The organism is Ruegeria sp. HKCCD9138 (assembly GCF_057220975.1).
The window spans coordinates 128,487-148,254 of the sequence record NZ_JBWVAZ010000012.1 but is presented as its reverse complement, the minus strand read 5'-3'; the positions used below and the strand labels follow the sequence as shown (position 1 = coordinate 148,254).

The following is a 19,768-nucleotide window of genomic DNA, read 5'->3' as shown; positions in this document are numbered from 1 at the left end:
GGCCTGCACTCTTTGCTGAGATTCAAGTTGCGTAATCCGAGTTTTCTGCGTCCAGAACGGCCTTGATCTCGCGCAGATGCGCATCGGCCTGCCCCGGGTAGTCGTCCAGCTCTTGTGCGGTTTTCTCTGCAATCTCGTCGGAGAGAACGCGCATGGGCTGCCCGGTTTGCAGCGCGCGGATATAGGTTTCCGCTGCCCGTTCGAAATAATAGAGCCTGTTAAAGGCATCTCCGACATCGCTGCCGATAACCAGAACGCCATGATTGCCCATGATCATGACCTTCATTTTCGGGTCGGACAGCATACCGGCACAACGCTCTCCTTCACTTTCGAAGGCCAGTCCGCCAAACTCGTCATCAATGACATAACGATTGAAAAACGTGGCCGTATTCTGATCGATCGGGGGCAGATTGCTGTCCGCCAGCGAGGCCAGAACAGTGGCAAAAATCGAATGCACATGCATCACACACCGCGCGTGCGGGCAATGACGGTGGATCGATCCGTGCAACCCCCAAGCCGTCGGATCGGGCGCGCCGGGCTGGGACATGACATCCGGATCATTTGCATCCAACAGCAACAAGTCCGAGGCCCGGATGCGCGCAAAATGCATCTGGTTGGGGTTCATCAGGAATTGAGTACCTTCCTCGTTGACGGCCAGGCTGAAATGGTTGGCCACCCCTTCATGCATGTTCAGCCGCTCGGTCCAGCGAAAGGCCGCTGCCATATCGACGCGTTCGGACCAGTGATCAATGTTGGGGCGCAGGTTGGTAACGCTCATCCCGGGGCTCCTGTGCTGGGCGTTTCGGTATTCTCGGTGCAAATCGTGCATGTCGGTTTGTCATTTGACCAACGAAAAAAACGCAACTATTCCATTAGCTGAACTAATGGCTGAGTTATGCAGATGCAGAATCCCCTTCCGCCACTGGGTTGGTTGCGCACTTTCGAGGCTGCTGCCCGGCACCTGTCCTTTACCGGCGCGGCCCGTGATCTGAACATGACACAAAGCGCCGTCAGCCAGCAGATCAAGTCGCTGGAAGGGTATCTGGGCCAGCCACTCTTCCTGCGCCGCCCCCGTGTGCTGGAACTGACCGAAGCCGGAATCACATACCTGCCCGTGGTGCGCGAAGCGTTTCGGACATTGGTCCGGGGAACTCAGGCAGTGACCGGAGCCCAGCAGAATGCGGTGCAGGTTCAGTGCAACCTCACATTTGCGGTCAATTGGCTGGCGCCCCGACTGCCCCGGTTTCGCGCCCAACATCCGGACGTGCAGCTCAACATCTTTACGGAACTGTGGGAGCCCCGCGAAATGGCCGAGGGTGCCGCGATAGAGATCCGGTACTCCCTTCGACCCGCAGACACGGTCAGGACCGAGCTTTTGCGGACCGATCACTATTACCCCGTTTGTGCACCTGACTACACCGTCCGCTTGGAAGAACTGGATCAGCATCAGCTGTTTGACTGTTCAAACCTGATGTCCAACTGGTCAAGTTGGATCGAATCTCAGGGTCTAACATGGGGAAATCAGCCCGTGACTTACGCGACGACCTATCTTGTCTGCCTGTCCGCGGTGATGGCCGGAGGTGGCCTGTGTCTGGCGCACGACACGATCGCGCAGGATCTGATCGATCAAGGGCGTCTGATTGCCCCGTTCGAACACCGCGCCACCATGCCCGAAGCCTATTACCTGTTGCTGTCGCCTCAGGCCGAAGAAACCCCCGGGGCGGTAACTTTCGCCGACTGGATAAGGCGGGAAATTAACACGGAACCGCACGGGGACTCATAACCCGGGGCTCTCCCGCCCATCGTCGGCGCCCTGTCGGGCCTCTCCTCTGGTTGGGCCGGGCAGCGCTGACGCGCTGCGGTGGCGCGCAATCCGATCATTACGTGATATGTGATGCTTTCATGATAACGCTAACTCCGGGGGTTGCACCTTTCGGCGCATTAGGGAAAGTTGGGCCATGGAATACAAACCTTTCCCAAGTTGGCCCGAAACTGCCCCCCGTCTGATTGCGGTTGCCGCCGGACGCGATACCGCCGATATGGTCATTCGCGGCGGGGTTTGGATCAATGTTCATAGCCGTGAAGCATTGCCAGACCACGACATTGCGATTGCCGAAGGACGCGTGGCTTATGTCGGCAAGGATGCCAGTCATTGCATCGGCCCGAACACTCAAGTGATTGAAGCCAGGGGTCGATACATGATCCCGGGGTTGTGCGACGCTCACATGCATATCGAGTCGGGTATGCTGACCCCGGCCGAATTTGCACGGGCCGTTATCCCGCATGGAACCACATCGATGTTCTCTGACCCGCATGAAATCGCCAATGTGCTGGGTCTGGACGGCGTGCGCATGATGCACGACGAGGGGATGATGCAGCCGGTGAACATCTTTACCCAGATGCCGTCCTGCGCACCCTCGGCGCCGGGGCTGGAAACGACTGGGTATGAAATCACGCCTGAGGACGTGGTCGCGGCGATGGACTGGCCCGGAATCATCGGTCTGGGCGAGATGATGAATTTCCCGGGGGTCATCAACGGCGATCCCAAGATGCTCGCTGAAATCGCCGCGACACAAAACGCCGGCAAGACAGTCGGCGGACACTATGCTTCCCCTGATTTAGGGTCTGATTTTTCGGCTTATGTTGCCGGCGGTCCGGCCGATGATCACGAGGGCACCTGCGAAGCGGATGCCATAGCGCGTGTGCGGCAGGGGATGCGGTCCATGATGCGATTGGGGTCGGCCTGGTATGATGTGGAAAGTCAGATCACAGCTGTCACGGAAAAAGGGCTCGACTCACGCAACTTCATCCTGTGCACGGATGACTGCCACTCGGGCACTCTGGTCAATGACGGGCATATGAATCGGGTCGTGCGGCACGCAATTGCCTGTGGCTGCGACCCGCTGGTCGCTTTGCAGATGGCAACTATCAACACGGCCTCGCATTTCGGTCTGGAACGTGAGATTGGCTCGATTACGCCTGGACGGCGGGCAGACATAATCCTGTCCTCGGACTTGACGGAATTGCCGATTGAGACGGTCATAGCCCGAGGCCAGATTGTTGCCGAAAACGGAGAGATCAGGGTGGATTGCCCCCATCTTCGCTGGCCTGAAAGGGCACGGAACACCGTACATCTGGGGCACGAACTAACCGCTAGCGATTTCGAGATCGACGCCCCGGCAGGCGCGAACCGGGTTCAGGCCAACGTGATCGGTGTGGTGGAAAATCAGGCTCCAACAAAGGCCCTTAAGGCCGAATTGCCGATTGTCGAGGGATTGGTCGAGGGCGAAGGCGACGTTTGCCAGATTGCGCTGGTTGAACGGCACCGCGCGACCGGAGGGGTTACGAACGCCTTTGTCTCGGGCTTTGGCTATGAGGGCCGGATGGCGATGGCGTCGACGGTGGCGCATGACAGTCACCACATGATTGTTGTCGGCACTGATCGTGAGCAAATGGCGCTGGCCGCCAACCGACTGGCCGAAGTGGGCGGCGGCATAACCATCTTCCGGGACGGGCAGGAACTGGCTCTGGTCGAATTGCCGATCGCCGGGCTGATGTCCGACAGCCCCGCGGGTCAAGTCGCCAAAAAGGCACAGAATATAGGCGAGGCCATGGAGGCCTGCGGTTGCACGCTCAACAACGCTTACATGCAGCACTCACTGCTCGCACTTGTCGTAATCCCCGAACTCAGGATTTCGGACCTTGGGCTTGTGGACGTGCGCACATTTGAAAAGATCGACCTTCTGGAACCACTTGCATGACAACAATAAAAATACCTGACGCGCCGAAACCGGAACAGTTTACCGATCCCGAAGCCGCGGTTGCGCGGCTTGAGGAGCTCTACGAACAGGCCACCGGGTTTCTATGCGATAACTTTGCCGAGGCAATGCATCAGGGGACTCCAAGTGCGCGATTCAGGGCCTATTACCCGGAAATTCGCATCAAGACGACGTCCTACGCACAGGTCGACAGCCGTTTAAGTTTTGGGCACGTGTCCGAACCCGGCACCCATGCCACGACTGTCACTCGGCCAGATCTGTTCAGATCATACCTGACGCAACAAATCGCCCTGTTGATCAAGAACCACGACCAACCGGTAACGATCGGCGCCTCGGATACTCCGATTCCGGTGCATTTTGCGGTTGCAAACAATCCCGATCTTGTTGTCCCGCATCAGGGAGCGGCCGGGTTTACCCTGCGCGATGTGTTCGATGTTCCTGATCTGACGACTACCAATGATGACATCGTCAACGGATTGCATGGCAGCGAAGACGAAGTCGGGCCTTTGTCGCTGTTCACCGCGCAGCGCGTCGATTACTCTCTGGCCAGGCTGGCGCATTACACGGCTACCGACCCCAGCCATTTCCAGAATCACGTTCTGTTCACCAACTACCAGTTCTACGTATCTGAATTCGAAGCCTATGCGCGCGCGCAGTTGGCAGACCCGGACAGCGGCTACATCAGTTTTGTCTCGACCGGAAATGTCGAGATCACGGATCAGAATGCAACGCTGAAGCAGCCACTGAAGCTGCCGCAGATGCCGACCTATCACCTGAAGCGGGCAGATGGGTCCGGGATCACGCTGGTCAATATCGGCGTGGGGCCTTCGAATGCCAAAACTGCCACCGACCACATCGCCGTTCTGCGTCCGCATGCCTGGTTGATGGTGGGGCATTGCGCCGGGCTGCGGAACACGCAGGCGCTTGGTGACTTCGTGCTGGCCCATGCCTATCTGCGCGAAGACAAGGTGCTGGATGATGATCTGCCGGTTTGGGTTCCGATCCCGCCGTTGGCCGAAATTCAGGTGGCTCTGGAGCAAGCGGTGGCCGAGGTTACAAAGCTGGAAGGCTACGAGCTCAAGCGGATCATGCGCACCGGCACCGTGGCATCGGTTGACAACCGCAACTGGGAGTTGCGCGACCAGTCCGGCCCGGTACAACGGCTCAGCCAATCACGGGCGATTGCACTGGATATGGAAAGCGCCACGATCGCTGCCAACGGTTATCGGTTCCGGGTTCCATACGGCACGTTGCTCTGTGTTTCAGACAAACCCTTGCATGGGGAATTGAAATTGCCAGGCATGGCTTCGGCCTTCTATACCACGCAAGTCAGCCGCCATTTGGCCATCGGGATACGCGCGATGGAACGTCTTCGCGGAATGCCGTTGGAACGGTTACACAGCCGGAAATTGCGTTCATTCGACGAAACGGCCTTTCTCTGAAGCAAAAAAGCAACGTTTTCCCCATATTTTTAGGGTTTTCGACGCTACTATTCGTTGTGTTCACTCACAATATCCCGTTACAGTTACGCGGTGAGGCCCAAATTATCGGGCACGTTAAGGAGACCAAGAAATGGCAAAGCCTATGACAAAGACTCAGCTGGTTGCTGCTCTCGCTGAGGAAATGGGAACCGACAAGAAATCCGCAAACGCGGCACTTGAGGCCATGACCGGCCTGATCACCCGCGAAGTGTCGGCCGGCGGTGCAGTGACCCTGCCCGGTGTCGGCAAGATCTACTGCCGTGAACGCCCCGAGCGCATGGTTCGCAACCCCGCAACTGGCGAGCAGTTCAAGAAGGAAGCTGACAAAGTGGTCAAGATGACCATCGCGAAAGCCCTGAAGGACAGCGTGAACGGTTGACATCAGCCGACATTGCAAAACGATTGAGGGCCGCCTTTCGGGGGCCCTTTTTCGTTGCATAGCAGAAAGACCCATCGGCCCGCGCCGAAGGAGGCGACTGGTGGTTTTGTTGAAAGGCAAATTCAGGATAGGTTTGTAACCTGTTTGGGATTTACCGAGTGATGAAAGGCACGACATGGACCGCTATACCGGAAGCTGCGTATGCGGAAACGTTCGCTTCGTCGCGTCAGGGAACCCGCTCAGGGTGGGGATATGCCACTGCCTGAATTGTCGAAAACACCACGGTGCCTTGTTTTATGCGGCCGCAATATACCCTGATGAGGCGGTCGAAATAAAGGGGCAGAGCCGAAGCTACGAAGGGCGCCACTTTTGTCCCAATTGCGGCGCGTCGGTCTTCGCCCAAAGCGGCAGGGAAATCGAGCTGCATTTGGGTTCGCTGGATCAGCCGAACCGATTCAAGCCGACCTATGAAAGCTGGTGCATACGCAGGGAAGGTTGGCTGCCTCAATTCCCGGGATTGAAACAATTTGAACGGGATCGGACCGGTGCCACAACCAAGGATTGACATATGCGACCATCAAGCCGCCTGGCTGCGTTTCGGAACGCATCAGTGAAGCCTCTGAATCACGTGAAAACTCAAGATGTGCCCTCTCGGACATCTTTTTTGATTTTGGTGCCTGAATTACAGCCTAAGGCGACCTAGAATCAGGAAATGCGCCGTTCTTGCAGTGCGGTGCTTGCGGGCAACCGGAAAATCGGGAACAGTCCCGGTGGTTTGACAGGGGGTCTCCATGGATCTGCGCGCCATAGCCATGGGGCTTGTATTTGCGTTTATCTGGTCTTCGGCGTTTACCTCGGCACGGATCATTGTTGCGGACGCGTCGCCACTGTTTTCGCTGGCCGTCCGGTTTCTGATCTCTGGTCTGCTGGGCGTGCTGATTGCGCGGGCTATGGGCCAAAGCTGGCGCCTGACCCGCGGCCAATGGCGCGCCACCATCATTTTCGGAATTTGCCAGAACGCCCTTTATTTGGGTCTGAACTTTTACGCGATGCAAACGGTCGAAGCGTCGGTCGCAGCCATCATTGCATCGACCATGCCGCTGCTGGTTGCGCTGGCCGGTTGGCTGTTTCTGGGCGAACGGTTGAGGCCTATCGGGTTGATCGGCTTATTGGGCGGTTTTGCAGGTGTCGCCCTGATCATGAGCAGCCGGATCAATGCCGGCATAGACCTGTTCGGTGTTGCACTGTGTGGTATCGGCGCATTGGCTCTGACCTTTGCAACCTTGTCCGTGCGCGGAGCCACCTCGGGCGGGAATTTCATGATGGTGGTCGGGCTGCAGATGTTCATAGGTTCGGCCGTTCTGTTTGTTGCCGCACCCTTGTTTGAGACGATCTACATCCATCCGACGGTACCATTGGCATTGGCCTTCACCTACACCACGCTGTTCCCGGGCTTGCTTGCCACTTTGATATGGTTCCTGCTGCTGAACCGGATTGGTCCTGTCCGAGCCGCAACATTTCATTTCTTGAACCCGGTCTTTGGTGTGGCGATCGCGGCGGTCCTTCTGGGCGAAAAGCTGGGCCCGATGGACGTGCTGGGCGTGGCTGTCACCACGATCGGCATTCTGGCAGTGCAACTGGCCCGTCAGCCGGTTCAGGGAAGCAGAGCCTCGATCTGACGTAACAGATTGGGGGCGTCCGGCCTGGTGGCGGAACCATAGGTTGCAACGACCGAACCCTGCGCATCGACTAGTATCTTGTTGAAGTTCCAGCTGGGAACAAATCCGGTGTCCGCAGCGACCGCCTTGTAGAACGGGTGTGCGTCAGGCCCCTTGACCTCCGTGATATCCGTCATCGGCAGGGTCAGGCCATAGTTCATTTCGCAGAACTCTTTGACCTCGTCTGCGGAACCTAACTCCTGATTGAAAGAATCCGACGGTACGGCCAGAACCACCAACCCACGGTCAGAATAGGTGTCGTGCATCTTCTGCAGATCTGCGTACTGACCGGTGAACCCGCATTGCGACGCCGTATTCACCACCAGAACAGGTTGGCCACGCCAGTCTTCCATCGACAGGTATCCGCCGTCGATCGAGTCAAACACTCCGGATACCGGGGCCGCCTGAACGGCTCGGCCGATCAACAGTAGCGCAGTCAGTAAAAGCAGTCGGTACATGTCGCATCCTCCCTTTCTGAAGTCTACGCGCCTACCCGGCTTTCGGATCATTAGCACATGCGCGCGAGGCGTTTGAAATATGATTTTGATTTCCGAACAATTGTGCCCAAATAGTGCATCAACGAATGCAAAACGCGGAGGAGCCATGACTCGTTACACCAAGGACCCCGAGGCCATCGCCGCCCTCTCACCCGAGGAATTCCATGTCACGCAGCGCAGCGGCACGGAACGCCCCGGCACTGGCAAGCTGCTAAACAACAAGGAGCCCGGGATTTACGTCGATATCGTTTCGGGTGAGCCGCTGTTCGCCTCGACCCATAAATACGAATCCGGGTGTGGCTGGCCCAGTTTCACCAAACCCATCGTCCACGAACATGTAGAAGAGTTTCAGGACCGGACGCTGGGCATGATCCGCACCGAAGTCCGCTCGAAACACGGGGACAGCCATCTGGGCCATGTGTTTCCCGACGGCCCGCGCGAACATGGCGGACTGCGTTACTGCATCAACTCCGCCGCGCTGCGGTTCATCCATCGTGACGATATGGAGGCCGAAGGCTACGGCGAATACCTGATCCATGTGGAGGAAATCCAATGACCGAAGAACGTGCTGTTCTGGCCGGGGGCTGTTTCTGGGGCATGCAGGACCTGATCCGCAAGCTGCAGGGCGTATCCCGCACTCGCGTCGGCTATACCGGCGGCGATGTACCCAATGCCACTTACCGCAACCATGGCACACATGCCGAGGGGATCGAGATATGGTTTGACCCGTCGCAGATACCCTATCGTAAGCTGCTCGAGTTCTTCTTCCAGATCCACGATCCGACGACAGTGAACCGGCAGGGCAACGATATCGGCATGAGCTATCGGTCCGCGATCTACTACGTTGACGATACTCAGAAACAGGTTGCGCTGGACACCATTGCGGATGTCGATGCCAGCGGTATCTGGCCGGGTAAGGTGGTAACCGAGGTGGAGCCTGTTAGTGACTTCTGGGAGGCCGAGCCCGAGCATCAAGACTATCTGGAACGTATTCCCAACGGCTACACCTGCCATTTCCCGCGCCCGGACTGGGTTTTGCCCAAACGTGCGGACGCGGCGGAATAGCAAGGGGATTGCTTAGTTAGGCCAAGTCAGCCGGCGGCAACCCGTGGCCGGCCGCTGGCTTCGACTGTAACCAGTGCTTCGACAAAAACCTCCTGGCCCTCGATCTGAGCCTTGCGGATATCGCGGTCGACCAGAACGCGAATATCTTCAGCACCCGCCTCGCGAACGGATTGCGTGGTCGCATCCCGCAGGACGGTTTCCAACAGCGTCAGCGCTTCGTCCGGCGTCGGGAAATCCTGCGGGCCGTCCTCAAGGTGCACACGGTAGCGGCCTTCGGCCGGTGACGTGACCGTGCCCGCCCGACGAAGCGTCAGCCGCCCAACGACGGCCCCGATGGCATTGGCCACCCCGGCATGTTCCGGCAGTATCATGTTGCAGTGCAGCCGATCTGCCACGGCTGGGTAGTAGCTGGGCGCGGACGCCCCCAAACCAACAACATCCACATTCAACGCAGCATCCAGCGCCAGCAGCCCGCGGTGCCGTACCAGACCTTTCTGCATCAGAACATGTCGCGCCAGTTCGTTCGGTGCGGGACCAAAACCATCGGCCTCCTCGGCAAAAGCAGTCTCTAACAAAGTAAAGGCAGTCTGTTCCGTCAGCTGGTCCACGATCATCTGCGCCAGCTCCTCAGGCGTCTTGGCCAGCAATTCACCAGATCCGACCCGCTTGCGCGCGACCAGTTCAAGCGCCTTCAGCGCCGCCGTGCTGTCCCATTCGTTCAACCGCCCCAACACGTGGCTGGCATCCGAAGGCGTCACGCCCGAGACCTGAACGATCCCGCGATCGACCAGCCGGTTCAGCGCACCGTGCTCCATACGGGTCCTCAACAGTTTGCTCAGTGGCAGAACCTGGTCCCCAAGCCTGTCCAGCAAGACAGCTTCGCGCGGACCAACCCCGACAGCCGGAAGACCCGGTACCCTGCGCGCAAATCGCGTGTCATGTTCGCCCACACTGGTCGCACGCAATTGCTCATCCAGCGCTGAATGGACCACGTCCGGAGCCTCGGCCGCAATCAGGGACACCGGCAAAACGCGGCGCGGTCCGAGATAAACGCCTCCATTCAACCCCTGCGTCACAACGTGCACCTGGCTATCACCGCCTAATCCGTGCGTACGCATGGCGACCGCTTCGACCATGGTGCGGAACCCGCCAACCCGGGCTCCGGCCGGATCAATCGCTGGCTTGCCGTCCCGGATCAGTGCAACATCGGTTGTGGTGCCGCCGATATCGGAGACCAGCGCATTCTCCGCCCCCGTCAGCCACCGAGCCCCCACGATCGAGGCGGCTGGCCCGCTGAGAATCGTCTCAATCGGCCGTTCCCGCGCCTGTTCCGCGCTCATCAGGGCACCATCCCCGCGCACGACCATCATCGGAGCTTCGATGCCAAGATCCCGCAATCTGTCCTGCGCACGCCCAATCAGCCGGTCGATCATGCCGATCAGCCGTGCGTTCAGCACAGCCGTGACCGCCCGTTTAGGGCCATTCAACTTGGCCGAAAGATGGTGTGAGCAGGTTACCGGCACACCGGTTTTTTCAGTGATGATCCGTGCAACTTCCAGCTCATGCGCCGGGTTACGCGTGGCGAACTGTGCGGCAACCGCATAACCGGAAATGCCCTCATCAGACTCTAGAAACGCCTCCAGCGCGGCAACATCCAGCGGCGCGGATTCTGCGCCCGAATGGTTGTGGCCACCGGCCAGCACAAGGGCGGGATCGCCCTTCAACACCTCGGCCAGCCCATGCCTTTCAAGATCAGCCTCGCGAAACCCGACATAAATCAGGGCAACGCGCCCGCCCTGCCCTTCGACCAGCGCATTCGTGGCCAGCGTTGTCGAAAGCGACGCAAGCGCAATCTGATCCGGCGAAATCCCAGAGGTCTCTAACACAGCGGAAATCGCCTTTCCGACGCCGATCGCCAGATCTGCCCTTGTCGTCAGGGACTTCGCCGAGGCAATCACCTCTTTCTCGTCCCGGATCAGCACCGCATCCGTATAGGTTCCACCAGTATCAACCCCCAAAGCCAGCGCCATCGGGTCCTCCATCTGTTCGCGTAGATCGGGTGTAGCGGTTAATCGCGGCGCGTCCAGCCTGTTTGCGGCATTTATGACAACTGTTCCACCGCCCAGCGCGCTGCATCCGCAACGGCAGGGTCCGGATCCGAAGCCAGAGCTTGAGCGGATGGCAACAGAGCAGCGGTTCCAGAGTTGCCGATCGCATACAGCACGTTCCGAACAAATCGATCCCGGCCTATCCGCTTGACAGAGGACCCCGAGAACAAAGCCCGAAACCCGGCATCATCCAATTCAGACAACTCCGCCAGCCGCGGCGCCTTCAGGTCATCGCGGGCGGCATAGCGCATGTCACTCGCCGCGACGGCAAACTTGTTCCATGGGCATGCCGCAAGGCAATCGTCACAACCGTATATCCGGTTGCCCAACAAGGGACGCAATTCCTCATCCACAGGTCCCTTGTGCTCTATCGTCAGATACGAAATGCACCGCCGCGCATTCAGTTGGTATGGGGCCGGAAACGCATCCGTCGGGCACGCATCCAGACAGGCGCGACACGATCCACAGTGATCAACTTCCGCCAGGTCCGACGGCAGGTCCAGCGTCGTGAAAACAGACCCTATGAAGGCCCAGTTCCCCCAATCGCGGCTTAACAGATTCGTATGCTTTCCCTGCCAACCCAAACCCGCCGCATGACCCAGCGCCTTCTCCGGAACCGGGGCTGTGTCGACAAAAACCTTCACTTCGCCGCCTGCCTCGGCGATCAACCACCGGGCCAGTCGCTTCAGCCGTTTCTTGACCAGGTCGTGGTAATCCTTGTTCTGAGCGTAAACGGAAATTGCGCCCAGCTCGGGATGGTTCAAAATCTCTGTCGGATCATGGTTGGGGGTATAGCTTTCCGCCAGCATGATCACAGACTGTGCCTCAGGCCACAGCGCTGCCGGATCACCGCGCCAATGAGTCCGCTCGGCCATCCATTCCATTTGACCGTGAAATCCGGCCTGCAGGAACGCTTCAAGCCGCGCCGGTACTTGTGGCACATCCCAGGGCCTGCAAATGCGGCAAGACACAAACCCTTCGGACACAGCCTGCGCCACAAGCCTTTCCTTCAATTCCGATCCGTTCTTCATCTGGCCCAAAATATCCTCGGGGGTGAATTGGCCCGACGGGCCAAGAGGGGGCAGACAGCCCCCTTCCCCTCTATCCTATCAGAAATCCAGATCAGCATAATGCGGCGGTGGCCGAAATCCGGGAACCTGATCCGCCAAAATCGAACGAAACGCCGGGCGGGATTTGATCTTGGCGTACCAATCCTTGACGGCCGAGCTGCGGTTCCAATCCACGTCCGAGATGTAATCCAGCGCCGACAAATGCGCCGCAGCGGCAAAATCCGCCAGCGTCATCTGATCCCCCGCCAGCCAGCGCCGCTGATCCAGAAGCCACGCCATATAATCCAGATGATACTTGATCGCCCGCGCACCTTCCTTGACATTTTTACTGTCAGGATAGCCCTGCCCGGTCACCTTCTTGTTGACCCGCTCGTACAAGAGCTTAGAAGTCACCTCGTGGTGGAACTTGTCGTCAAACCACCCCACCAGGCGCCGAACTTCATATCTGGCTTCGGGCCGGTTCGGCATCAAAGGCGGTTCGGGGCGGGATTCCTCGATGTATTCGCAGATCGCCGCGCTTTCCGACATGACGCGGCCGTCCAACCGCAAAACAGGCACTTTGCCGGCCGGGTTCCGGCGCAGAAAATCCGGGTCCTGCTCCCAATATCTCTCTTCAACCAGTTCGACCTCAATCTTCTTTTCGGCCAGGGACAGGCGAACTTTTCGGCAGTAGGGGGACAGGGGAACGTGAAACAGACGCGCCATGGATTTCCAATCGAACCAGTGAATACCTTTCCAGCTTTAGCCTTTGACGGGCTGAGGTTTCAATCCTCGAAACATTCGGCGCGACCATCTGCGCGGATGGTGGCCGCCCCGTCCAGAATGGACGCCGCCCGTCTGCGTGTTCTGGCGGAAGGGTCGGTGACCGATCTGTTACGCGGCGACGGAAGTATCGCTGCCAGCCGCGCGGCCTGAACCGGCGACAGCTTGGCCGCACTGACGCCATAGTAGCGTTGCGCTGCGGCCTCGACCCCAAAAATGCCCTGGCCGGTCTCTGCAACGTTCAGATAGACCTCGAGGATACGCTGTTTGCTCCACAACAGTTCGACGACGGGCGTCATGGATGTCTCAAGCGCCTTGCGCATCCAACTGCGACCCTGCCAGAGGAATACGTTTTTGACGACCTGCTGGGAAATCGTCGATGCTCCCCGCGCGCCACCGTCCTCCAGCGCGTCGCGAATGGCCTCGACATCGAATCCCCAATGAAGACAGAAATTCGCATCTTCAGCCGCAACGACGGATCGGGTCATGATGGGGGAAATCTCTTCGATCGGAACCCAATCGCGTTCGACTCTTCCCAATCGGCGCCATTCCGACCAGATGGTATGCGTTACCGGAGGGTTCACGACCGAATACAACAATACCAACGCCACAAAAAAGGCGGCCACACCCAAGGCGATCCGCGTCAGCCAGAATCGAATCCGGCGACCCAGCGGCATGCTCGTTTTTTTCTTTGTTGCCTTGCTTTTTTTACCGCGAGACTTGCGGGCTGCTTTCTGTGCCATGACCTTGCTATACGCCGCGTCGCGACCGTTTGGAACGGCTTAAATCGCGATCAGCCGGCCTTCCCGAGGGTGGACCACCGGCCGGGCGGTTTTCAGATCGACTATATTGGAGCGATCAAGTTCCGGGAATAACGCCAGAATTTCCGCCTGCGTGCGCCGCTCGGGTTGCGATACCGCGTGGCCGGGGTAGTAGCTTTCAGTCTTGGCACCGTTGGCGACAACAATCTCGTGCTGGGAAAACAGCAGATGGTAATATTCGACCGTGCCGCCTTCGACGTGCGTCACGGTATCTCCGTTGATCATGCAATGTGCAGCGATCAGCACCTCGGGCTCACCATAAAGGTACTGCGCGCGCCAGTCGTCGATCAGCATCCGATGTTGCGGAGAGACTAAAAGCGGCTGTGTCAGCCCGAACATGCCGGCCTCAAACCGAACAGGCGCAAACTTTCCCTCGGCCGCAACTTTCGTCTGCCCAACCCACAACAAGGGCTGCGGCCCCCTGTCCTGAGTGTTCACCAGATCACCTGCCCTTAGATCTTCTACCAGGCGCGGTCCATCGGGAGTGTCGATCAGCGTTCCGGGCGTAAAGCAGGGGGGACCAAGATCGCCGCCAGCGACGTCCACCGACCCGAATGATCCCCCGGTGTCGCTGGTATCTGTGAATGAGGAAGAAACGAATGTCCCTTCCTGCAGAACCTGCCCATCTGTTGGTGTAAAAACCTCGCGCCCGTCAGCCAGATAGAATGTCACCCCGGTATAGGTAACCTGCGTCCCGCCCGGCAATTGGATGGTGACCATATCGTCGAAATACGACGCGGTGATATCAGACCCGTCGACCGAGTCGCCGTTCAACCGGTTAATCAATCCATTGTCATTCTGATCCACAAGATCGAACTTCGAGACTGTGAGCGTCGACCCCGGCACGGTCCCGTTGGCCCCGGGATTGGCGGGGTCGAGGACAAAGAACTGGTCCGTATAGGTTGTGGGCATCTGAACATTCCACTTCGCTCACGTCATCAAGGCCTGACCTTGACCGGATTTCCCAAAGAAACTGTGACCAAAGCTAGGCGTTTTTTGTCGAACTGGGCAAGAAATAGCGATCAGAATGCGCAAATTACGAAACCCCGCGTGTTGCTCAGGACACGCGGGGTTTCGATTCCTGGGTCGATAAACGGCTATTCTGCAGGAACGGCCGTCGCTGCAATCGACAGCGGATGGCTCAGCTTGTCCAACATCTCTTTCGGGCAAACCTGCAGAAAATGGCCTTTCTCGACATCCCAATGCTGCAGAATGTCGACTGCCTTACGGCTGCCGGTTTCTGAAACATGGCGCTGGATCAGGGTTTTCAGCTGATCTTCCCAGTGATCTACCGTCACGGGGCAGGTCACCAGCGTCTCCATGTTCATCAGCAGTTGCGCCTTGCCCTCGGGGTCGTAGAGATAGGCCATACCCCCGGTCATACCCGCGCCAAAGTTGGCGCCGATGTCCCCCAGGATCACGGCCACGCCGCCCGTCATGTACTCACAACCGTTCGAGCCGCATCCCTCGATCACCACCGTCGCGCCCGAGTTTCGAACAGCAAACCGTTCTCCGGCACGTCCCGCGGCAAACAGGTGACCATCGGTTGCACCGTACAGAACCGTGTTGCCTATGATCGTGTTGTCATCCGCCTTCAGCGGGCTGACCTGCGGCGGACGGACAACGATGGTTCCGCCCGACAGGCCCTTGCCGACATAGTCGTTGGCATCGCCCGATACTTCCAGTTTGAGCCCGGGTGCCGCAAAGGCCCCCAGCGATTGCCCGGCCGAACCCTGCAGTTTCACATGCAGGTGGTCGTCCTGAAACGTGTTCCGCATCCCGAAATTCTTGACGATATGGCTCGATGTGCGGGTGCCTACGGTCCGGTGCGTGTTCTGGATCGCATAGGACAGCTGCATCTTTTCACCATCCTTCAGGAACCGGGCAGCATCGCGCACGATCTCGGCGTCCAGCGTATCAGGCACCGCATTGCGGTCCTTGTCGCGATCGTAAACGATATTGGCCGAGCCATCGACGGTGATCAGCAGCGGGTTCAGGTCCAGATCGTCCAGATGCGCCGAACCCCGGCTGACCTGAGCCAACAGATCAGCCCGGCCGATGATCTCGTCAATCGATCGCGCGCCGAGGCTGGCCAGCAATTCACGCACTTCCTGTGCGTAGAAGGTGATCAGGTTCACCACCTTGTCCGCATTGCCGGTGAACTTGGCCCGCAAGGATTCGTCCTGCGTACATACGCCAACCGGGCAAGTGTTCGACTGGCACTGACGCACCATGATACAGCCCATCGCGATAAGGGCGGCGGTCCCGATGCCGTATTCCTCGGCCCCCATCATCGCGGCCATGACGATGTCACGACCGGTGCGCAGGCCGCCATCGGTCCGCAAGGTCACGCGGTCGCGCAGGTTGTTCATCGCCAGAACCTGATGCGCCTCGGTCAGGCCCATCTCCCACGGCAGACCGGCATATTTGATGCTGGTCGCTGGCGAGGCACCGGTGCCACCATTGTGACCCGAAATAAGGATAATATCCGCTTTTGCCTTGGCCACACCGGCTGCAATCGTGCCAACCCCCGACGACGCAACCAGCTTGACCGTCACCTTGCAGCGCGGGTTGATCTGTTTCAGGTCGTAGATCAGCTGCGCCAGATCCTCGATCGAGTAGATATCGTGGTGCGGCGGCGGCGAGATCAGGGTCACACCCTTGGTCGAGTGCCGCAGACGCGCGATCAGGTCGGTGACCTTCATGCCCGGCAGCTGACCGCCCTCACCGGGTTTCGCACCCTGCGCAACCTTGATCTCCAGCTCTTCACACTGGTTCAGGTATTCGGCGGTCACACCGAACCGGCCCGAGGCCACCTGTTTGATCTTGGCCGATGGGTTGTCGCCATTGGGTTCCGGCACGAAATGCGCCGGGTCTTCGCCGCCCTCGCCCGAGTCGGACTTGGCACCGATCCGGTTCATCGCCACGTTCAGCGTCTTGTGCGCCTCGGGGCTCAGCGCGCCGAGCGACATGCCTGGCGTCACGAACCGTTTGCGGATCGATGTGATGGACTCCACCTCCTCCAGCGGGATCGGTTTGCCCAGCGGTTTGAAATCCATCAGGTCACGCAGGTGAATCGGCGGGTTGGACTGCATCTTGGCCGAATACTGCTTCCACAGCTCATATGAGGCTCTGTTACAGGCCATTTGCATCATATGCATCGAGGTGGCTTCCCAGGCATGGGTCTCGCCAGACTGACGTGCCTTGTAGAAACCACCAATAGGCAGGACGTCCAGACCGCTGTTCCAGCCCTTGGCGTGAATCTCTTCCGCCTTGACCCGGATACCATGGATACCAATACCCGAAATGCGGCTTGTCATACCCGGGAAATACTCGGCCACCATGGCGCGGCTCAGACCAACGGCCTCAAAATTCAGACCGCCGCGGTAGGACGAAACAACCGAAATACCCATCTTCGCCATGATCTTGAGCAGGCCCTGGTCGATGGCTTCACGGTAGCGCGCGACATTCTCGGTCAGTGTGCCGTCCAGCAAACCACGCTCGATCCGGTCCGCCAGCGAATCCTCTGCCAGATACGCATTCACAACGGTCGCACCACAACCGATCAGCACCGCGAAGTAATGCGGGTCGATACACTCAGCAGACCGCACGTTGAGCGAGCAGAACGTGCGCAAGCCTTTGCGTGTCAGATGGCTGTGCACGGCGCTGGTCGCCAGGATCATTGGCATCGCCACCTTTCCCGGACCGGAATGATGGTCCGTCAGGACCAGATGTCCGGCGCCCGAGCGTACGGCCTCCTCGGCTTCGGCTCTGATACGGGTCAATGCGGTGTCCAATGCGCCTTCGCCGGACTCAAAGGTACAATCGATCTCGGCCAGCGGAGAATTGAAGTTTTCGACCAGCCGTTCCCATTGCGCGTTGCCGACAAAAGGGCTCTCCAGCACGATGATTTCGGTCTGGCTGCTGTCCTCATCCAGCACGTTCTTGAGGTTGCCGAACCGTGTCTTCAAAGACATCACACGATATTCGCGCAAGCTGTCGATCGGCGGGTTCGTCACCTGGCTGAAGTTCTGGCGGAAAAAGTGGCTGAGCGGGCGGTATTGCTTGGACAGCACCGCCGAGGGCGTGTCATCGCCCATCGAGGCCAGCGCCTCTTTCCCGTCTTCAGCCATCGGAGCCAGAATCTGCTCCAGTTCCTCGACCGAATACCCTGCCGCAATCTGGCGCTTGCGCAGTTCTTCACCTGTAAACAGCGGCTGTTCGATCACGCCGGCCAGCGTGTCGTCGAGATCATTGATCTTTCCGACCCATTCGCCAAACGGCAACGCGCGCGCCAGTTTATTCTTGATTTGCGTGTCGCGGAACAGCTTGCCCTTTTTCATGTCCACGGCCAGCATCTGACCCGGACCCAGCGCGCCTTTCTCGACTACGGTGGCCTCATCGATCGGCACCATGCCCGCCTCGGACCCGGCGATCACCAGCCCGTCACCCGTTACCACATAGCGCATCGGGCGCAGACCGTTCCGATCCAACCCGGCGCACACCCAGCGCCCATCCGTCATCGCCAGCGCTGCGGGGCCGTCCCACGGCTCCATCACCGAATTGCAGTACGAATACATGTCGCGCCAGGCCTGTGGCAGCTCGACCGCCTGCTTGGACCAGCTTTCCGGCACCAGCATGGTTTTCGCCATCGGCGCCGAGCGACCAGCGCGCACCAAAACCTCGAAAACCGAGTCTAATGCGGCGGAATCCGACGACCCGCCGGCAATGATGGGCTTGATGTCTTCCGCGTGATCACCAAAGGACGCCGACGCCATGCGGATCTCATGGCTTTTCATCCAGTTGATATTGCCCTTCAGCGTGTTGATCTCGCCGTTATGCGCCAGCATGCGGAACGGCTGCGCCAGCCACCATTGCGGAAAGGTGTTGGTGGAATAGCGCTGGTGATAGATGGCAAAGGCGCTTTCGAACCGATCGTCCATCAGGTCGGGGTAGAAGACGGCGACCTGCTCGGCCAGCATCATGCCCTTGTAGATGATCGACCGGCAGCTCAGCGAGGCGAGGTAGAGGCCAGAGATTCCGGCTGCGGCTGCGGCCTTTTCGATCCGACGGCGGATCACATAAAGCTCACGCTCGAAGGTTTCCTCATCCACGCCCTTGGAATTCGAGATCAAAATCTGCTCGATCTCGGGACGGGTCGCATTGGCCTTTTCCCCCAGACAGGTCACATCCACCGGCACATGACGCCAGCCATAGATGTAGTAGCCCATCCGCAGCACTTCGGTTTCCACGATGGTCCGGCACTGCTCCTGCGCGCCGAAATCGGTACGGGGCAAAAAGACCTGACCAACTGCGATCAACTCGTTCATGCGCGGCTCGTGACCGGTACGGCGTATCTGGTCATAGAAGAAAGGCGCCGGGATCTGCACATGGATGCCCGCGCCGTCGCCTGTCTTGCCATCGGCGTCTACTGCACCGCGGTGCCAGATCGCCTTCAGCGCATCGATACCGGCGTCGACAACCTTGCGCGACGCCTTGCCATCGACCGAAACAACAAGACCCACACCGCAGGAAGAATGCTCTTCTTCCTCGGAATAGAGACCGTTTTCCGCCATCCACTTTCGCTTGGCTTCTTCCGCCCGCACCCAATCGGCATCGTATTTGGTCATTGGCTGTCTCCTTCTTCGGATGGGGCAAACATGGCTTCGACTTGCGTCTTGGTCATCTGCTTGCGCTCGCCCGCGAACGCATACCCCTCGGGCTTTTTGTCGATGTAGAGTTCTAATTTCAGTTGGCTGCCGGTACCGTTTTCGAACAGCCCCGCGGCCATTTGGGTCTGGCCGTGCATCTCGCCCGGCAAAGTGATCCGATACCACAAGGACGAGCCGCATTCGCCGCAAAAGGCGCGCTCGGCCCATTCGGACGAAGTGAAGGTTTTTACCGGTCCCAATGCGGCGTAACCGGGCTCGGCCGGGAATGTCACCAGCATCGAGCTGGTCCAACGGCGGCACTGGTCGCAATGGCACGCCCCCAGCACATTTTTCGCCGGGGTGGCGGTCACAGTGACCGCGCCGCACATGCATTGACCTTGCAATTCGGGCATTCCTGACCCTCCTGTCGCTGGACT

17 protein-coding genes are annotated in these 19,768 nt (G+C 58.9%); 8 read left to right on the top strand and 9 right to left on the bottom strand.

Annotation, left to right across the window (positions count from 1 at the left end):
• Window positions 1-22: 22 nt before the first annotated feature.
• On the bottom strand, window positions 23-778 hold the full coding sequence (locus tag AC2TEL_RS18570; protein ID WP_480863235.1) for a class II aldolase and adducin N-terminal domain-containing protein: 756 nt from the start codon (window positions 776-778) through the stop codon (window positions 23-25).
• A gap of 123 nt (window positions 779-901) precedes the next feature.
• On the opposite strand from AC2TEL_RS18570, the gene AC2TEL_RS18565 reads away from it, so the two are divergent.
• The 6 genes from AC2TEL_RS18565 (at window position 902) to AC2TEL_RS18540 (ending at window position 7,318) form a co-directional block, all read left to right on the top strand.
• A complete protein-coding gene (locus AC2TEL_RS18565) occupies window positions 902-1,783 on the top strand; it encodes a LysR substrate-binding domain-containing protein (RefSeq protein WP_480863233.1) in 882 nt (293 codons plus the stop codon).
• A 175-nt stretch (window positions 1,784-1,958) separates the two neighbouring features.
• The gene (ade, locus tag AC2TEL_RS18560) at window positions 1,959-3,761 is read left to right on the top strand and encodes an adenine deaminase (RefSeq protein ID WP_480906040.1); all 1,803 of its coding nucleotides are present in this window, start codon (window positions 1,959-1,961) and stop codon (window positions 3,759-3,761) included.
• On the top strand, window positions 3,758-5,221 hold the full coding sequence (locus tag AC2TEL_RS18555; protein WP_480844495.1) for an AMP nucleosidase: 1,464 nt from the start codon (window positions 3,758-3,760) through the stop codon (window positions 5,219-5,221). Before ade ends, AC2TEL_RS18555 begins: the two co-directional genes overlap by 4 nt.
• A 130-nt stretch (window positions 5,222-5,351) precedes the next feature.
• Window positions 5,352-5,639: an HU family DNA-binding protein gene (locus tag AC2TEL_RS18550; protein WP_010442901.1), complete on the top strand. Its 288-nt coding sequence runs from the start codon at window positions 5,352-5,354 to the stop codon at window positions 5,637-5,639.
• A 175-nt stretch (window positions 5,640-5,814) separates the two neighbouring features.
• Entirely contained in the window at window positions 5,815-6,204 is a 390-nt protein-coding gene (locus tag AC2TEL_RS18545) for a GFA family protein (protein WP_480906037.1), read from the top strand.
• A 226-nt stretch (window positions 6,205-6,430) separates the two neighbouring features.
• Entirely contained in the window at window positions 6,431-7,318 is an 888-nt protein-coding gene (locus AC2TEL_RS18540) for a DMT family transporter (protein WP_480906035.1), read from the top strand.
• Here AC2TEL_RS18540 and AC2TEL_RS18535 read toward each other — a convergent pair.
• Complete coding sequence (locus AC2TEL_RS18535) at window positions 7,294-7,815, bottom strand: glutathione peroxidase (protein WP_480844498.1); 522 nt, start codon at window positions 7,813-7,815, stop codon at window positions 7,294-7,296. The genes AC2TEL_RS18540 and AC2TEL_RS18535 overlap by 25 nt on opposite strands.
• Before the next feature lie 145 nt (window positions 7,816-7,960).
• Here AC2TEL_RS18535 and msrB point away from each other — a divergent pair, with 145 nt between their 5' ends.
• Window positions 7,961-8,410, top strand: coding sequence for a peptide-methionine (R)-S-oxide reductase MsrB (msrB, locus tag AC2TEL_RS18530; RefSeq protein WP_480844499.1), 450 nt, complete (start codon window positions 7,961-7,963; stop codon window positions 8,408-8,410).
• A complete protein-coding gene (gene msrA / locus AC2TEL_RS18525) occupies window positions 8,407-8,919 on the top strand; it encodes a peptide-methionine (S)-S-oxide reductase MsrA (RefSeq protein ID WP_480844500.1) in 513 nt (170 codons plus the stop codon). Before msrB ends, msrA begins: the two co-directional genes overlap by 4 nt.
• Before the next feature lie 26 nt (window positions 8,920-8,945).
• Here msrA and AC2TEL_RS18520 read toward each other — a convergent pair whose 3' ends face one another.
• The 7 genes from AC2TEL_RS18520 to AC2TEL_RS18490 all read right to left on the bottom strand — a co-directional run bounded on the left by AC2TEL_RS18520 (window position 8,946) and on the right by AC2TEL_RS18490 (window position 19,744).
• The gene (locus tag AC2TEL_RS18520) at window positions 8,946-10,949 is read right to left on the bottom strand and encodes a hydantoinase/oxoprolinase family protein (RefSeq protein WP_480844501.1); all 2,004 of its coding nucleotides are present in this window, start codon (window positions 10,947-10,949) and stop codon (window positions 8,946-8,948) included.
• A gap of 71 nt (window positions 10,950-11,020) precedes the next feature.
• Window positions 11,021-12,058 carry a tRNA epoxyqueuosine(34) reductase QueG gene (gene queG / locus AC2TEL_RS18515; RefSeq protein ID WP_480844502.1) on the bottom strand — a complete coding sequence of 346 codons (1,038 nt, stop codon included), beginning with the start codon at window positions 12,056-12,058 and terminating at the stop codon, window positions 11,021-11,023.
• Window positions 12,059-12,136: 78 nt separating this feature from the next.
• The gene (gene fzlA / locus AC2TEL_RS18510; protein ID WP_480906032.1) at window positions 12,137-12,802 is read right to left on the bottom strand and encodes an FtsZ-binding protein FzlA; all 666 of its coding nucleotides are present in this window, start codon (window positions 12,800-12,802) and stop codon (window positions 12,137-12,139) included.
• A gap of 59 nt (window positions 12,803-12,861) precedes the next feature.
• Entirely contained in the window at window positions 12,862-13,602 is a 741-nt protein-coding gene (gene mtgA / locus AC2TEL_RS18505; RefSeq protein WP_480906029.1) for a monofunctional biosynthetic peptidoglycan transglycosylase, read from the bottom strand.
• Between the two features lie 39 nt (window positions 13,603-13,641).
• Window positions 13,642-14,592, bottom strand: coding sequence for a Hint domain-containing protein (locus tag AC2TEL_RS18500; RefSeq protein WP_480906026.1), 951 nt, complete (start codon window positions 14,590-14,592; stop codon window positions 13,642-13,644).
• Window positions 14,593-14,777: 185 nt separating this feature from the next.
• Window positions 14,778-19,310, bottom strand: coding sequence for a glutamate synthase large subunit (gene gltB / locus AC2TEL_RS18495; protein WP_480844506.1), 4,533 nt, complete (start codon window positions 19,308-19,310; stop codon window positions 14,778-14,780).
• On the bottom strand, window positions 19,307-19,744 hold the full coding sequence (locus tag AC2TEL_RS18490) for a GFA family protein (protein WP_480844507.1): 438 nt from the start codon (window positions 19,742-19,744) through the stop codon (window positions 19,307-19,309). Before AC2TEL_RS18490 ends, gltB begins: the two co-directional genes overlap by 4 nt.
• Between the last annotated feature and the right edge of the window lie 24 nt (window positions 19,745-19,768).

Excerpts from the sequence above, each read along its gene's own strand:
- AC2TEL_RS18540 (WP_480906035.1), top strand. The coding sequence starts at position 6,431 with ATGGATCTGCGCGCCATAGCCATGGGGCTTGTATTTGCGTTTATCTGG.
- fzlA (WP_480906032.1), bottom strand. The coding sequence starts at position 12,802 with ATGGCGCGTCTGTTTCACGTTCCCCTGTCCCCCTACTGCCGAAAAGTT.
- AC2TEL_RS18500 (WP_480906026.1), bottom strand. The coding sequence starts at position 14,592 with ATGCCCACAACCTATACGGACCAGTTCTTTGTCCTCGACCCCGCCAAT.
- AC2TEL_RS18555 (WP_480844495.1), top strand. The coding sequence starts at position 3,758 with ATGACAACAATAAAAATACCTGACGCGCCGAAACCGGAACAGTTTACC.
- AC2TEL_RS18570 (WP_480863235.1), bottom strand. The coding sequence starts at position 778 with ATGAGCGTTACCAACCTGCGCCCCAACATTGATCACTGGTCCGAACGC.
- gltB (WP_480844506.1), bottom strand. The coding sequence starts at position 19,310 with ATGACCAAATACGATGCCGATTGGGTGCGGGCGGAAGAAGCCAAGCGA.
- AC2TEL_RS18545 (WP_480906037.1), top strand. The coding sequence starts at position 5,815 with ATGGACCGCTATACCGGAAGCTGCGTATGCGGAAACGTTCGCTTCGTC.
- ade (WP_480906040.1), top strand. The coding sequence starts at position 1,959 with ATGGAATACAAACCTTTCCCAAGTTGGCCCGAAACTGCCCCCCGTCTG.
- AC2TEL_RS18535 (WP_480844498.1), bottom strand. The coding sequence starts at position 7,815 with ATGTACCGACTGCTTTTACTGACTGCGCTACTGTTGATCGGCCGAGCC.
- mtgA (WP_480906029.1), bottom strand. The coding sequence starts at position 13,602 with ATGGCACAGAAAGCAGCCCGCAAGTCTCGCGGTAAAAAAAGCAAGGCA.
- queG (WP_480844502.1), bottom strand. The coding sequence starts at position 12,058 with ATGAAGAACGGATCGGAATTGAAGGAAAGGCTTGTGGCGCAGGCTGTG.
- AC2TEL_RS18490 (WP_480844507.1), bottom strand. The coding sequence starts at position 19,744 with ATGCCCGAATTGCAAGGTCAATGCATGTGCGGCGCGGTCACTGTGACC.
- AC2TEL_RS18520 (WP_480844501.1), bottom strand. The coding sequence starts at position 10,949 with ATGGCGCTGGCTTTGGGGGTTGATACTGGTGGAACCTATACGGATGCG.
- msrB (WP_480844499.1), top strand. The coding sequence starts at position 7,961 with ATGACTCGTTACACCAAGGACCCCGAGGCCATCGCCGCCCTCTCACCC.
- AC2TEL_RS18565 (WP_480863233.1), top strand. The coding sequence starts at position 902 with ATGCAGAATCCCCTTCCGCCACTGGGTTGGTTGCGCACTTTCGAGGCT.
- msrA (WP_480844500.1), top strand. The coding sequence starts at position 8,407 with ATGACCGAAGAACGTGCTGTTCTGGCCGGGGGCTGTTTCTGGGGCATG.
- AC2TEL_RS18550 (WP_010442901.1), top strand. The coding sequence starts at position 5,352 with ATGGCAAAGCCTATGACAAAGACTCAGCTGGTTGCTGCTCTCGCTGAG.